The following is a 13978-nucleotide window of genomic DNA, read 5'->3' as shown; positions in this document are numbered from 1 at the left end:
TATGGATACTCTTGGCTATTTGGGTCAGGGCTTCGGCGTGGCGCTGACCCCATACAACCTGGTGACCGCGCTCTGCGGCACCCTGATCGGCACCGTTGTCGGCCTGTTGCCGGGCCTGGGCCCGATCAATGGCGTGGCGCTGTTGATCCCGATCGCGTTCGCCCTGGGCCTGCCACCGGAGTCGGCCCTGATCCTGTTGGCGGCGGTATACCTGGGCTGCGAATACGGCGGTCGTATCAGCTCGATCCTGCTGAACATCCCCGGTGAAGCCTCCACCGTCATGACCACCCTGGACGGTTACCCGATGGCGCGCAAAGGCCTGGCCGGCGTGGCCTTGTCGTTGTCGGCGTGGAGTTCGTTCATCGGAGCGTTCATCGCTACTTGCGGCATGGTGCTGTTCGCGCCGTTGCTGGCGAAATGGGCGATTGCCTTCGGGCCGGCGGAATACTTCGTGCTGATGGTATTCGCGATTGTCTGTCTCGGCGGCATGGCCGGGGACCGACCGCTGAAGACCTTTATCGCAGCGCTGATCGGTCTGTTCCTGTCGAGCGTGGGGATCGATGCCAACAGTGGCGTCTACCGCTTTACTGGCGACAACATCCATTTGACTGACGGCATTCAGTTCGTGGTGCTGGTGCTGGGCCTGTTCTCCATCAGCGAAATTCTCCTGTTGCTGGAAAAGACCCATCGCGGCCAGGAAGCGGTGAAAGCCACCGGGCGCATGATGTTCAACTTCAAGGAAGCCTCGGCGGTGTTCGTGGTGAACATCCGTTGCGGTCTGCTGGGCTTCATCATGGGCGTGTTGCCGGGTGCGGGCGCGACCCTCGCCAGCGCCGTGGCCTACATGACCGAGAAGCGTATCGCCGGCGCCAAGGGCACTTTCGGCCAAGGTGACATGCGCGGTCTCGCCGCCCCGGAAACCGCCATCGGTGGTGCAGCCTGCGGTGCGCTGGTGCCGATGCTGACACTCGGCGTTCCAGGTTCGGGCACCACGGCGGTGATGATCGGCGCGCTGTCGCTGTACAACATCACCCCCGGCCCGCTGCTGTTCCAGCAACAACCTGACATCGTCTGGGGCCTGATCGCCTCGTTGTTCGTCGCCAACGTCATGCTGGTGATCCTCAACATCCCGATGATCCGCATTTTCACCCGCATCCTCGCCGTGCCGAACTGGGCGCTGGTGCCGGTGATCGCGATCATTACCGGGATCGGCGTCTACGCGGTGCACGCTACCACTTTCGACCTGTTCCTGATGATCGGCATCGGTATCTTTGGTTACATCCTGCGCAAGCTGGACTTCCCGTTGTCGCCGGTCCTGCTGGGTTTCATCCTCGGCGGCTTGATGGAACAGAACCTGCGTCGCGCCCTGTCGATTTCCAACGGTGCGCTGGAGATCCTCTGGTCGAGCCCGATCACGTTCGGTGTCTGGGTGCTGACGGCGATCATGCTGTTGATGCCGATTCTGCGGATCTGGCGCAAACGGTCGGTTGCGCGTCGCGCTATCGCCGATGTCTGATCGAACACCCTTCAACGCCTGGTGGGGTACGCCGCTGGTCGGCGCGCTGGGCGGTTACCTCGCCAGCCTCGTCGGCTGGCCGTTGCCATGGATGGTCGGCTCGTTGCTGGCGATCATCCTGGTGCGTTGCCTGACCCCCTGGCAATTGGCGGAAATACCCGGCGGCCGCAAGTGCGGCCAGTGGATCGTCGGTATCGGCATCGGCCTGCATTTCACCCCGATCGTAATGGAGCAGGTGCTGAGTCACTTCGGCCTGATCTTCTGTGGTGCGTTGATCACCAGCCTGTCCGCCGTGGTCGGGGTCTGGTTGATGCGGCGCACCGGTGAAGATCGCGCCACTGCATTCTTTTCCAGCATGCCGGGCGGCTCCGGAGAGATGGTCAACCTCGGCGCGCGTAATGGCGCGGTGCTTAGCCGGGTTGCGGCAGGACAAAGTCTGCGGGTATTGGTCGTGGTGCTGTGTGTGCCGGCGGCGTTCAAGTATTTGTTGGGTTACGGTGCGCCGGTCTTGCATCCCACCGAGGTCAACTGGTGGCTGCTGGCCCTGCTGTTCCCGGCCGGCGCGTTAGCGGCCTTGATCTGGGAACGTCTGCGCCAACCCAATCCCTGGCTGTTCGGGCCGTTACTGGTCAGTGCGACCGTGAGCATTGGTTGGGATTTGCACATCGGCTTGCCCAATGGTGGCAGCCAGATCGGTCAATGGCTGATCGGCAGCGGGTTGGGCTGTCACTTCAATCGGCAGTTTTTCCGGCGCGCACCGTCGTTCATGGGGCGGACCTTGATTGGCACGGTGCTGACGATGTTGATCGCCACAGCAGCGGCACTGGGCTTGAGTGCGCTGACCCATCTGGATCTGCGTTCGCTGACCCTGGGCATGATGCCCGGCGGGATTGCGGAGATGAGCCTGACGGCAGAAACCCTGCAATTGTCCGTACCGCTGGTCACGGCGATGCAGGTGATGCGGCTGTTGTTTGTGTTGTTTCTGGCGGAGCCATTGTTCAGGTATTGGAACCGGCAACCGGAACAGCCCTTACACTGATCGTTCCCACGCTCTGCGTGGGAATGCAGCCTTGGACGCTCTGCGTCCATCCAAAGCCGAACGCGGAGCGTCCGTTGAGGCATTCCCACGCAGAGCGTGGGAACAATCTTTACGCCACGGGCGGCAACCGCCACTCGATCGGCGTCTCGCCATTCTGCTCGAGATACTTGTTGGTCCGGCTGAAATGCCCGCAACCGAGGAAGCCGCGATAGGCGGACAGCGGTGACGGATGCACCGAAGTCAGCACCAGATGCTTGGTGGCATCGATGAGTTTCTGCTTGCTCTGGGCGTGCGCGCCCCACAGCAAAAACACCAGATGCGGCTGATGCTCGCTGACCACTTCAATAATCCGGTCGGTGAAATGCTGCCAGCCCTTTCCGGCATGGGCGTTGGCGTTGGCACGCTCCACGGTCATGGTGGTGTTGATCATCAGCACGCCTTGGTCAGCCCAGCTTTGCAGGCAACCGTGATTGGGGATGTCGATGTTCAGGTCGCGTTTCAGCTCTTTATAGATGTTCACCAGCGAAGGCGGCGCCGGCACGCCCGGTTGCACCGAAAAGCACAGCCCATGGGCCTGGCCCGGGCCGTGGTACGGGTCCTGGCCGAGAATGACGACTTTGACCTTATCCAGCGGCGTCGAATTGAGCGCGTTGAAAATCATCGGTCCAGGGGGGTAAATTTCTTTGCCCGCCGCGCGCTCCTGCTGCAGGAAATTACGCAACTCTGCCATGTAAGGCTGGTCGAATTCGGCACGCAGCGCTTCCTTCCAGCTCGGTTCGAGTTTGATACGGTCGTCAGCAGTCATGGTTACATCCGGCAAAAACAATGGGGCGAACCCTAGGAAAGCTGACCATGGTTGTCAATTGATCTGACGCAGATCCGCCACTTTCCTGTACAGCGATCATACTGAACGCTTAATTTCCCTATCGAGGTCACGATGAATCTGCACTTCGAAGAACTCACCGGCACCGACGGCGCCCGCATCGGCATCGCCAGCCTGGATGCCGAAAAGTCCCTCAACGCGCTTTCCTTGCCGATGATCAACGCCCTGCGCGACCAAATGGACGCGTGGGCCAAGGATCCGCAAATTGTCTGCGTCCTGCTGCGCGGCAACGGCGCCAAGGCTTTCTGCGCCGGCGGCGAAGTGCGCAGCCTGGTGGAAGCCTGTCGCGCGCATCCGGGGGAAGTCCCGCCGTTGGCTGCGCACTTTTTTGCCGCGGAATATCGCCTGGACTTCAATCTGCACACCTATCCCAAACCGCTGATCTGCTGGGGGCATGGCTACGTGCTGGGCGGCGGCATGGGGTTGTTGCAAGGCGCGAGCATCCGCATTGTCACGCCGAGCAGTCGCCTGGCGATGCCCGAGATCAGTATCGGCCTTTATCCGGATGTCGGCGCCAGTTGGTTTCTGTCACGCCTGCCCGGCAAGCTCGGGTTGTTCCTGGGGCTGACCGGGGCGCACATGAACGGTCGTGATGCGATCGATCTGGACCTGGCCGATCGTTTCCTGCTCGATGAACAGCAACAAGAGCTGATCGAAGGCTTGCTGCAATTGAACTGGCAAGAACAGACACCGATGCAGCTCAACAGTCTGCTCAAGGCCTTGCAACAGGAAGCCGTCGCGCAAATGCCCGAAGCGCAATGGTTGCCGCGACGCCAGCAAATCGACGAACTGCTGGACGTTGCCGATGTGCCCTGCGCCTGGAAAGCCATCAGCCATCTGCGCGACAGCACGGATCTGCTATTTAGCCGCGCCGCAAAGACTATGAGCGAAGGCGCGCCACTGACTGCTCATCTGGTGTGGGAACAGATCGCCCGTGCCCGGCATATGTCGCTGGCTCAGGTTTTCCAGATGGAATACACGATCAGCCTCAACTGCTGCCGACATCCGGAGTTCAGTGAGGGAGTTCGAGCGCGATTGATCGACAAAGACCAGAAACCGCATTGGCACTGGCAAGACATCAATGTGCCTGAAGCGGTCGTGGAAGCGCATTTTCACAAGGTCTGGGAAGGTCGGCATCCGCTGGCGGACCTTTCCGAGTACTGAAATTCGGGCACAAAAAAAGCGGCGCATCATGCGCCGCTTTTCTGAAGGTTTTTCGTCAAGAATTACCAGCGACCACCTCGGTCACCTCGGTCACCATGATCGCCGCGACCATCATGGTCGCCTCGTCCACCGTGATTGCGTCCACCATCGCCACGGTAGTCGTTGTTCCAGCCACCGCGGTTACCGCCGTCCCTATCGTGATTCTGATGGCCCCGGTAGTCGCCTCGTTGCGACTGGTAATAGCGGGGGGCCGGTTGATAAACCCGCGGCTGGTAGTAATACCGTGGGGTTGGCTGGTAATACCGGGCCGGTGGCGCGTAGTAACGACGCGGCTGGCTGTAGTAGCCGTCGCCACCGGAATAATAGACTGGCGCTGGCGAGGTGTAGACCTCGGAACGGTAGTAGCTGGCTCCTCCATCGGAATAGGGTACGCACGCACCAAGAGACAATCCCAATACAGCAATCAGAAGAATTCGTTTGATCCGTTTTCGACAGAGCATGGCGGCCTCCTGGACCGCGAGTGAGCCATACCAGCGACGCTGGCAGGCGACAGTCAATTATTCGGTGACTGTCGATAGATCAGACATCGATTTCGAAATCTGGTGCGTTTCTGAAACACATTGAAACAAGTAGCCGATGAAAGGTTTTTCACCTATTCATGCGCTGATTAGTGGTGGCCACCGTGGTATCCACCTCCGTAATGACGTGGCCCGTACCCGCCCCAATAGTAATAGTGATAGCCGCCGTAAAAACGGGGGCCATAGTAGTAACGGGGGCCGTAATAGTAGTAATAGGGCGAATAGCCAGGGTAGTAATAGGGTAAATAGCCGGGGTAGTAATAAGGCGCGGAATACACATCGTAACCGCCGGCGTAGTAATAGCAGCCGGCCAACCCCAGACCGAGAACCATACCCAACAACAGTCGACGAAACATGGCGGCCTCCTGAAAGACCCTCAACCGCAACAAGCCGGCTGACACCACTTTTGACTGGCAATGCCGGGCCGAGTGCCGAGTGGCGCGGACCTTCGGATCAGTGGCCGGCCCGATCCATTGCGGTGCACCCACGCACCATCACAAAGCACCCTCCTCGCCCTATTCACCGCGCCCATCGCCCAATCTCCCACGCTAGAGCGCTCCAGCCGACTTGGCACGGCTCTCGCTTTAGTAATCCCGTGCAGGAGTCATCACAGGTTCGCGGCACCACAATTTGCAATGGCTGACTAGGGTTCCGGCTCGCTTAAGCGAGTGGCTGGTCCGAGAGTTGGCGACCTCCAGTTGAGGTTACACGGCGGGACAAAAGCCCGGGAGACAAGCCACCGTTCGCGGTGCCGCGTTGACTCCTGCCCGCCCTTGATCAACTGGAGAACCACCCATGCTCAAGCTTCGTTTACCCGCCCTGCTCGCTGCTGCTTTCGCAGCCCTCGTGAGCGTCTCGTCCCAAGCCGCACAGAAAGACCACTTCAGCGTCTGCTGGACCATCTACGCCGGATGGATGCCGTGGGAATACGCTGGCAGCCAAGGCATCGTCGATAAATGGGCGAAAAAGTACGGCATCAAGATCGACGTAGTGCAGCTCAACGATTACGTCGAATCGATCAACCAGTACACCGCCGGCCAGTTCGACGGCTGCACCATGACCAACATGGATGCACTGACCATTCCCGCCGCCGGTGGCGTCGACAGCACCGCGCTGATCGTCAGCGACTTTTCCAACGGTAACGACGGCATCGTGCTCAAGGGCGATGGCAAGAAAGTCACCGACCTCAAGGGCATGGATGTCAATCTGGTCGAGCTGTCGGTTTCCCACTATTTGCTGGCTCGCGCGCTGGATTCGGTCGATCTCACCGAGAAAGACTTGAAAGTGGTCAACACCTCCGACGCCGACATCTCGGCCGCCTTCAACACCGATCAGGTGAAAGCCGTCACCACCTGGAACCCGATGCTTTCGGACATCAAGGCCAAGCCTGCGGTGACCGAAGTGTTCAACTCCAGCCAGATTCCCGGCGAGATCATGGACATGATGGTGGTCAACAGCGCCACCCTCAAAGACAACCCGGCCCTGGGCAAAGCGCTGACCGGCGCCTGGTTTGAAGTGGTCGCATTGATGAACGAGAAAAACGCCGCCAGCAAAGTCGCCCTCGAACACATGGCCAAAGCGTCCGGCACCGACCTGGCCGGTTTCCAGGCGCAACTCGACACCACCAAATTGTTCGCGACGCCCAAGGAAGCCCTGGACTTCTCCACCAGCAAGCAACTGCCGGAAACCATGCGCAAGGTAGCCGAGTTCTCATTCCTGCACGGCTTGCTCGGTGAAGGCGCCAAAGACACCAGCGCCGTCGGCATGGCCTTCGCAAACGGCGTGACCAGCGGCGACAAAGGCAATCTCAAGCTGCGCTTCGACCCGACCTACGTGCAGATGGCGGCCGACGCCAAGCTGTAAACAGGAGGACTGGCCATGCGCCTGATCAATCGCCACCCGGATCGCCCGAGTCGCTTGCTGTTGGTGATCCTGCCGTTCGCCCTGGTGCTGTTCGCCTACTTCATGGGCTCGGCCGAGCGGCTGACGGACAACCCCAACGACAAACTGCTGCCGAGCGCCGTGCAAATGACCGACGCGGTCAAACGCCTGGCGTTCACCGCCGATACCCGCACCGGTGAATATGTGCTGTGGCAAGACACCGCATCCAGCCTGCGACGGCTGGCCATCGGCCTCGGCATCAGTGCGCTGGCCGGGCTGTGCCTGGGCATTGCCGCCGGCACTTTGCCGCTGTTTGGCGCACCGTTGTCACCACTGCTGACCGTACTGTCGATGGTGCCGCCACTGGCGATCCTGCCGATTCTGTTCATCGTGTTCGGGCTGGGGGAATTGTCGAAAGTGATGCTGATCGTGATCGGTATCACCCCGTGCCTGGCGCGGGACCTTGAACAGCGCGCCCGGGAAATTCCGGTCGAGTTGCTGATCAAGGCCCAGACCCTCGGCGCCTCGACCTGGACACTGATGCTGCGCGTGGTGCTGCCACAGCTGTTGCCTCGCCTGTTGATCTCGCTGCGGTTGATGCTGGGCTCGGCGTGGTTGTTCCTGATCGCTGCCGAAGCCATCGCCTCCACCGACGGCCTCGGCTACCGGATCTTCCTGGTGCGCCGCTACCTGGCGATGGACGTGATCCTGCCGTACGTGGTCTGGATCACGCTGCTCGCCTGGCTAATGGATTGGGGCCTGAAACGCCTGACCCAACGCGCCTTTCCCTGGTATGAGGGGGCCCGCGCATGAGCTTCATCACAGTCAAAAACGTTTGGCAGCAGTACGCCGATCAGGTGGTGCTCGAAGGGTTGAACCTGACCGTCAACGAGGGTGAATTCTGCACCCTGGTCGGCGCCTCGGGTTGCGGCAAATCGACGTTCCTGCGGCTGTTGCTTGGCCAGGAACGCGCCAGTCGCGGTGAGATTCTGCTCGACGGCCACGCCCTGGCCGGCGAGCCGGATTCAAGCCGTGGCGTGGTGTTCCAGCGCTACTCGGTGTTCCCGCACCTGACAGTGCTGGACAACGTTGCTCTGGGCCTCGAACTGCCTCGTTCGCCATTGCTCGGACGCTTGTTCGGCAGCGCCAAACGCGACGCTCGGGAACAGGCCTCGATACTGCTGCACAAAGTCGGGCTCGGCCATTCGCTGGATAAATACCCGGCGCAGCTCTCCGGCGGTATGCAGCAACGATTGGCTATCGCCCAGGCGCTGATCATGAAACCCCGGGTGTTGCTGCTCGACGAACCGTTCGGCGCCCTCGATCCGGGCATCCGCAAAGACATGCACGGCCTGCTGCTGGAGCTGTGGCGCGAGACGCAACTGACCGTGTTCATGGTCACCCATGACCTGTCCGAAGGTTTCAGCCTCGGCACGCGCCTGCTGGTGTTCGACAAGGTCCGCGTCGACCCGCACGCCCCCGGCGCCTATGGCGCGCGCATCACCTACGACATCCCTTTGAACAGCGACCGCCGCGTCAATCGCGCCGCCGTCGACGCCCTGCCGCAAGCCCTGGCAGGCACGCTTCGTATCGCTTAGAGGAATTTTGCAATGACTGATTCGACTCAACTGTTCCCACCCTTCGCCGAAGAAATGCTCCCCGGCGGCGGTCATCGTTCCTTCGTGTTGAAACGCGGCCAATTGCTGCGCCTGACTGACCTGCGCGGCGGCGCCAACGTCAGCCTGACGCTGCTCAACGCCAATGAAAAAACCGAACGCCTGAACCTGCCCGACAGCCTCAAATGCCAACACACCGCCAAGCTCACCACTGGCCATTGCCTGTACTCGGACATGGGCCGCGTGCTGGCCGCCATCACTGCCGACACCTGCGGCTGGAGCGACAGCCTCGGCGGCGTGCTCTGCGCCGAAGAAGTCGCTGAAAAGTACGGCGCCGGCCGCTACCAGGAACTGCGCAATGGCTTCTTCCGCAACGGCACCGACAACCTGTTGGTGGAACTGGGCAAGTGGGGCCTGGGCCTGTCGGATTTGCTGATGACCCTCAACCTGTTCAGCCGCGTCAACGTCGATGAGGCCGGGCGTTTCCACTTCGTCGAAGGCAATTCCAAAGCAGGCGACTACATCGAGTTGTACGCGCCAATGGACACGCTGGTGGTGCTCACCGCGCTGCAACACCCGATGGACCCGTCGCCGCAATACGCACCGAAACCATTGAAGCTGAGCTGGATGAACGCCGACGCCAGCGTCGCCGAACACTGCCGTACTTCGCGCCCGGAAAACCAGCGCGGCTTCATCAACACCGACCGTCTGTTCGCCTGAGGATCGCTGCCATGTCACTCGCCATCGCTACCACGCACAAGCATCCAGAAACGGCGGTCTACCGCGCCACCATCCCCGCCGGCGAACCCTGGCTGATGGAGGTCAAGGCCGGCCAGACCCTGCGCATCCTCGATCTGGAGGGCAACCAGGCCGTCGACACCTTGTTTTACAGCGTCGCCAACCCGAAGGAACGCTACGACGTGCAGCGCACCTTGCGTCGGCAGAACAGCGTCTATTTGAGCACCGGCAGCGTGCTGTATTCCAACCTCGGCAAACCGATGCTGACCATCGTCGCCGACACGTGCGGCCGCCACGACACCCTCGGCGGTGCCTGCGCGCAGGAGAGCAACACCGTGCGTTACGCACTGGAAAAACGCTACATGCACAGCTGCCGCGACAACTACCTGCGCGCTTGCGTTCATGACGGACGACTGGGCAAGGGCGACATCGGGCCGAACATCAATTTCTTCATGAACGTGCCGGTCACGGCTGATGGCGGGCTGACGTTTGAAGACGGCATTTCGGCACCGGGCAAATACGTCGACCTGCGGGCCGAGATGGACGTGATCGTGCTGATCTCCAACTGCCCGCAATTGAACAACCCGTGCAACGCCTACAACCCGACCCCTGCGGAGTTGCTGGTATGGAACTGAAAATGGCGTGGTTGCGGCGGTGGTTGTTTGCGTTGTGCCAGGCGCGTTCGGGCCAGTGCCTCAAACAGCCCAAACACCACTAAACCCTGTGGGAGCGGGCTTGCCCGCGATGAGGCCAGCCTATTCAACATTGATGTCGACAGACACACCGCCATCGCGGGCAAGCCCGCTCCCACAGGGGTCGGTGGTGATCTGAAAAAAATTGATTCTGCCGTCGGGGACGACCCCGGCGCTCATCGAAAAACTGCGGGACGGCCCGCATCCCCTTCAGGGGTTATGCCATGTTCGAAAAAGTCCTGATTGCCAACCGTGGCGCCATCGCCTGCCGCATCCTGCGCACACTGCGTGAATTGCAGGTCAAAGGTGTCGCCGTTTACTCCGAAGCCGATGCCGCCAGTTTGCACATCCTGCAAGCCGACGAAGCCCACAGCCTCGGTGAAGGCGCCGCCGCCGGCACCTATCTGGCGGTCGACAAAATGCTCGCCATCGCCACCGCTACCGGCGCCACGGCGATCCACCCCGGCTACGGCTTCCTCTCGGAAAACGCTGGGTTCGCCGAAGCCTGCGAAGCGGTTGGCATCGCCTTCATCGGCCCGACCCCGGAGCAGCTGCGGGTGTTCGGCCTCAAGCACACCGCACGTGCCCTGGCCAAACAACATGGCGTGCCGATGCTCGAAGGCACCGAGCTCCTCGACAGTCTCGACGCGGCCTTGATCGCCGGCGAGCAGGTCGGCTACCCGGTGATGCTCAAGAGCACCGCCGGCGGTGGCGGCATCGGCATGCGCGTGTGCCGCAGCGCAGCCGAGTTGAGCGAATCCTTTGAAGCGGTGAAGCGCCTCGGCCAGAACAATTTCAGCGACGCCGGTGTGTTCATCGAGAAATACATCCAGCGCGCGCGGCATCTGGAAGTCCAGGTGTTCGGCGACGGTCGCGGCGACGTGATTGCCCTCGGCGTGCGCGATTGCTCGGTGCAACGGCGCAACCAGAAAGTCCTCGAAGAAACCCCGGCGCCGAACCTGCCTGAAGGGATGGCCGATGAGTTGTGTGCGGCGGCGATCAAACTGGCAAAAGCAGTGAACTACCGCAGCGCCGGCACCGTGGAATTTGTCTTCGACAGTGAAGACCAGCGCTTCTATTTCCTGGAAGTGAACACCCGCCTGCAAGTGGAACACGGCGTCACCGAGCAAGTGTGGGGCGTGGACCTGGTGCGCTGGATGGTGGAACTGGCGGCCGGTGACTTACCGCCATTGAGCCAGTTGAGCCAGGGCTTGAAGGCAGACGGTCATGCGATTCAGGCACGGCTCTACGCCGAAGATCCGGGCCGTGATTTTCAGCCGAGCCCGGGTTTGCTGACCGCTGTGAATTTTCCGCTCGCCGATGGCAAACAGCTGCGCATCGACACGTGGGTCGAGGCCGGTTGCGAGATTCCACCGTACTTCGATCCGATGATCGCCAAGGTCATCAGCTGGGCGCCGACGCGTGAAGAAGCGCGCGCCGATTTGCATCAGGCGTTGGGTGACAGCCTGCTCTATGGCGTAGAAACCAACCGCGATTACCTGCGGCAGATTCTGCAGGATGTGCCGTTCGCCAGCGGTCAGCCGTGGACCCGTTGCCTCGAAGGTCTGGTGTATCAGGCCAACACGTTTGAAGTGCTCAGCGCCGGCACCCAGACCAGCGTCCAGGACTATCCCGGCCGTCTCGGCTACTGGGCGGTGGGCGTGCCGCCGTCAGGGCCGATGGACAGTCGCGCGTTACGCCTTGGCAATCTTTTACTGGGCAACGACGAAGGCGCCGCCGCGATTGAAATCACCATGAGCGGGCCGCTGCTGCGCTTCAATTGCGATGCGGTGGTGGCGGTGACCGGGGCGGTGATTCCACTGACGTTGAACGGTGAAACCGTCGCGATGAATACGGCGCTGCTGATTCCTGCCGGTGCCACGTTGAGCCTTGGCACGATTGCCGGTGCCGGTGCACGCAGTTACCTGTGCCTGCGCGGCGGCCTGCAAGTGCCGGATTATCTGGGGAGCAAAAGCACGTTCACGCTGGGACAGTTTGGCGGCCACGGCGGTCGTGCGCTGCGCGCGGGTGACGTGTTGCACATGCCTGCGTTGATCGACCGTGGTGTCGGTCAGCAATTGCAACACATCTCCGAGTTGCCTGCCGTGCGGCAGATCCGGGTGATCTACGGTCCCCATGGCGCGCCGGAATACTTCACCGAAAACTACATCGGCACCTTTTTCGCGACCCAGTGGGAAGTGCATTTCAATTCCAGCCGCACCGGCGTGCGCTTGATCGGGCCCAAGCCTGAATGGGTGCGTGCCGACGGTGGCGAAGCCGGGCTGCATCCGTCGAACATCCATGACAATCCGTATGCCATTGGCGCCGTGGATTTCACCGGGGACATGCCGGTGATCCTGGGGCCGGATGGCCCGAGCCTGGGCGGGTTTGTCTGCCCGGTGACGGTGATCGAGGCGGACCTTTGGCAGCTTGGGCAACTGAAGGCTGGGGACAAAGTGCAATTCCAACCGGTCGACCTAAAGACCGCCCGCACTCTCGCCCTGAAATGGAATACCTGTGGGAGCGGGCTTGCCCGCGATGAAGTTGATGCGGTGTCTGGTAGGGCCTCATCGCAGGCAAGCCTGCTCCCACAGGAGATTGTGTCGCCTGTGGTGCTGGATCTGGGTCAGGGGGATACGCGGCTGGTTGCCAGGTTGTCGGGTGATACTCACCTGCTATTGGAAATCGGCGCACCTGAGTTGGACCTGGTCCTGCGCTTCCGCGCCCACGCCCTGATGCAAGCGTTGGAAGGCAAACACCTGCACGGCGTCATCGACCTCACTCCCGGCATTCGCTCGCTGCAAGTGCACTACCAGCCCGAGCAACTGCCGCTGGCCGATCTGCTCGGCATCGTTGCCGGAGAATGGGACGCCGTGTGCGCCGCCAAAAACCTGCAAGTGCCCTCGCGCATCGTGCATTTGCCGCTGTCCTGGGATGATCCGGCCTGCCAGTTGGCGATCGAAAAATACATGACCACCGTGCGCAAGGACGCGCCGTGGTGCCCGAGCAACCTGGAGTTCATCCGCCGCATCAACGACCTGCCGAACCTCGACGAAGTGCAGCGCACGGTGTTCGACGCCAGCTATCTGGTGATGGGCCTGGGCGACGTCTACCTCGGCGCGCCAGTCGCCACCCCGCTCGATCCACGCCATCGGCTGGTCACCACCAAGTACAACCCGGCCCGCACCTGGACCGCCGAAAACTCGGTTGGCATCGGGGGCGCCTACATGTGCGTCTACGGCATGGAAGGCCCCGGTGGTTATCAGTTCGTCGGTCGCACGTTGCAGATGTGGAACCGCTACCGCGAAGTCGCGGCGTTCGATGGCAAACCGTGGCTGCTACGCTTTTTTGACCAGATCCGTTTCTACCCGGTCAGTGCCGATGAACTGCTGCGCATTCGTCGCGACTTCCCCCTTGGGCGCTTCGATCTGAACATCGAGCACAGCCAGTTGAACCTGGCGGATTACCAGGCCTTCCTGGCGAAAGAAGCCGAGACCATCGCCGCCTTCCGCGATCAACAACAAGGCGCGTTCAACGCCGAACGCGAACGCTGGATCGCCAGCGGCCAGGCGCATTTCGACAGTGAAGAACTGATCGCGCAAGTGACTGAAGACGCGCCGCTGGCCAGCGGTGAAATGAGCGTTGACAGCCACATCGCCGGCAATCTCTGGCAGGTGCAGGTAGAGACCGGCAGCCGCGTGGAGGCCGGCGATGTGCTGGTGATTCTGGAGTCGATGAAGATGGAAATTCCGCTGCTCGCGCCCCTCGCTGGCGTGGTGCGCGAGATTCGTGTGCAACCGGGTTCGGCGGTGCGCGCCGGACAGCGCGTCGTGGTGCTGGAACTCGACTGAAGCCATTTTGAAAAGGATCA

General features: G+C 61.4%; 12 protein-coding genes and 1 riboswitch. Of the genes, 9 read left to right on the top strand and 3 right to left on the bottom strand.

What is annotated here, in order from left to right; genetic code table 11:
- The first annotated feature begins 1 nt into the window (after position 1).
- Both BLQ41_RS12195 and BLQ41_RS12190 read left to right on the top strand, forming a co-directional pair.
- The gene (locus tag BLQ41_RS12195; protein WP_090181158.1) at positions 2-1516 is read left to right on the top strand and encodes a tripartite tricarboxylate transporter permease; all 1515 of its coding nucleotides are present in this window, start codon (positions 2-4) and stop codon (positions 1514-1516) included.
- Positions 1509-2555 (top strand): AbrB family transcriptional regulator, encoded by a 1047-nt coding sequence (locus tag BLQ41_RS12190; RefSeq protein ID WP_090181156.1) that lies wholly within the window; start codon positions 1509-1511, stop codon positions 2553-2555. Before BLQ41_RS12195 ends, BLQ41_RS12190 begins: the two co-directional genes overlap by 8 nt.
- A gap of 109 nt (positions 2556-2664) precedes the next feature.
- On the opposite strand, the gene ung is transcribed toward BLQ41_RS12190, so the two are convergent.
- Complete coding sequence (gene ung / locus BLQ41_RS12185; RefSeq protein WP_090181153.1) at positions 2665-3360, bottom strand: uracil-DNA glycosylase; 696 nt, start codon at positions 3358-3360, stop codon at positions 2665-2667.
- A 132-nt stretch (positions 3361-3492) separates the two neighbouring features.
- On the opposite strand from ung, the gene BLQ41_RS12180 reads away from it, so the two are divergent.
- Complete coding sequence (locus BLQ41_RS12180) at positions 3493-4602, top strand: enoyl-CoA hydratase/isomerase family protein (RefSeq protein ID WP_090181150.1); 1110 nt, start codon at positions 3493-3495, stop codon at positions 4600-4602.
- A gap of 62 nt (positions 4603-4664) precedes the next feature.
- Here the strand turns inward: BLQ41_RS12180 and BLQ41_RS12175 are convergent, their stop codons facing one another.
- Positions 4665-5102 carry a hypothetical protein gene (locus BLQ41_RS12175; protein ID WP_090181146.1) on the bottom strand — a complete coding sequence of 146 codons (438 nt, stop codon included), beginning with the start codon at positions 5100-5102 and terminating at the stop codon, positions 4665-4667.
- 167 nt (positions 5103-5269) lie between these two features.
- The gene (locus tag BLQ41_RS12170; RefSeq protein WP_090181143.1) at positions 5270-5536 is read right to left on the bottom strand and encodes a hypothetical protein; all 267 of its coding nucleotides are present in this window, start codon (positions 5534-5536) and stop codon (positions 5270-5272) included.
- 276 nt (positions 5537-5812) lie between these two features.
- A riboswitch (guanidine-I (ykkC/yxkD leader) is annotated at positions 5813-5913 on the top strand.
- Between the two features lie 62 nt (positions 5914-5975).
- Here BLQ41_RS12170 and BLQ41_RS12160 point away from each other — a divergent pair.
- The 6 genes from BLQ41_RS12160 (at position 5976) to uca (ending at position 13958) form a co-directional block, all read left to right on the top strand.
- Complete coding sequence (locus BLQ41_RS12160) at positions 5976-7043, top strand: putative urea ABC transporter substrate-binding protein (RefSeq protein ID WP_090181140.1); 1068 nt, start codon at positions 5976-5978, stop codon at positions 7041-7043.
- Between the two features lie 15 nt (positions 7044-7058).
- The gene (locus BLQ41_RS12155; RefSeq protein WP_033054095.1) at positions 7059-7874 is read left to right on the top strand and encodes an ABC transporter permease; all 816 of its coding nucleotides are present in this window, start codon (positions 7059-7061) and stop codon (positions 7872-7874) included.
- The gene (locus tag BLQ41_RS12150; RefSeq protein WP_090181138.1) at positions 7871-8659 is read left to right on the top strand and encodes an ABC transporter ATP-binding protein; all 789 of its coding nucleotides are present in this window, start codon (positions 7871-7873) and stop codon (positions 8657-8659) included. Before BLQ41_RS12155 ends, BLQ41_RS12150 begins: the two co-directional genes overlap by 4 nt.
- A 12-nt stretch (positions 8660-8671) precedes the next feature.
- The gene (locus tag BLQ41_RS12145) at positions 8672-9397 is read left to right on the top strand and encodes an urea amidolyase associated protein UAAP1 (protein WP_090181135.1); all 726 of its coding nucleotides are present in this window, start codon (positions 8672-8674) and stop codon (positions 9395-9397) included.
- Between the two features lie 11 nt (positions 9398-9408).
- Positions 9409-10050, top strand: a complete 642-nt coding sequence (locus tag BLQ41_RS12140; protein ID WP_090181133.1) for an urea amidolyase associated protein UAAP2 — start codon at positions 9409-9411, stop codon at positions 10048-10050.
- Between the two features lie 281 nt (positions 10051-10331).
- On the top strand, positions 10332-13958 hold the full coding sequence (gene uca, locus BLQ41_RS12135) for an urea carboxylase (protein WP_090181131.1): 3627 nt from the start codon (positions 10332-10334) through the stop codon (positions 13956-13958).
- Positions 13959-13978: the final 20 nt, after the last annotated feature.

Origin of the sequence: Pseudomonas arsenicoxydans (assembly GCF_900103875.1) — a bacterium.
Taxonomy (GTDB): Bacteria; Pseudomonadota; Gammaproteobacteria; order Pseudomonadales; family Pseudomonadaceae; genus Aquipseudomonas; species Aquipseudomonas arsenicoxydans.
The sequence above is the reverse complement of the archived record's forward strand: the minus strand, read 5'-3'. Positions and strand labels throughout refer to the sequence as shown.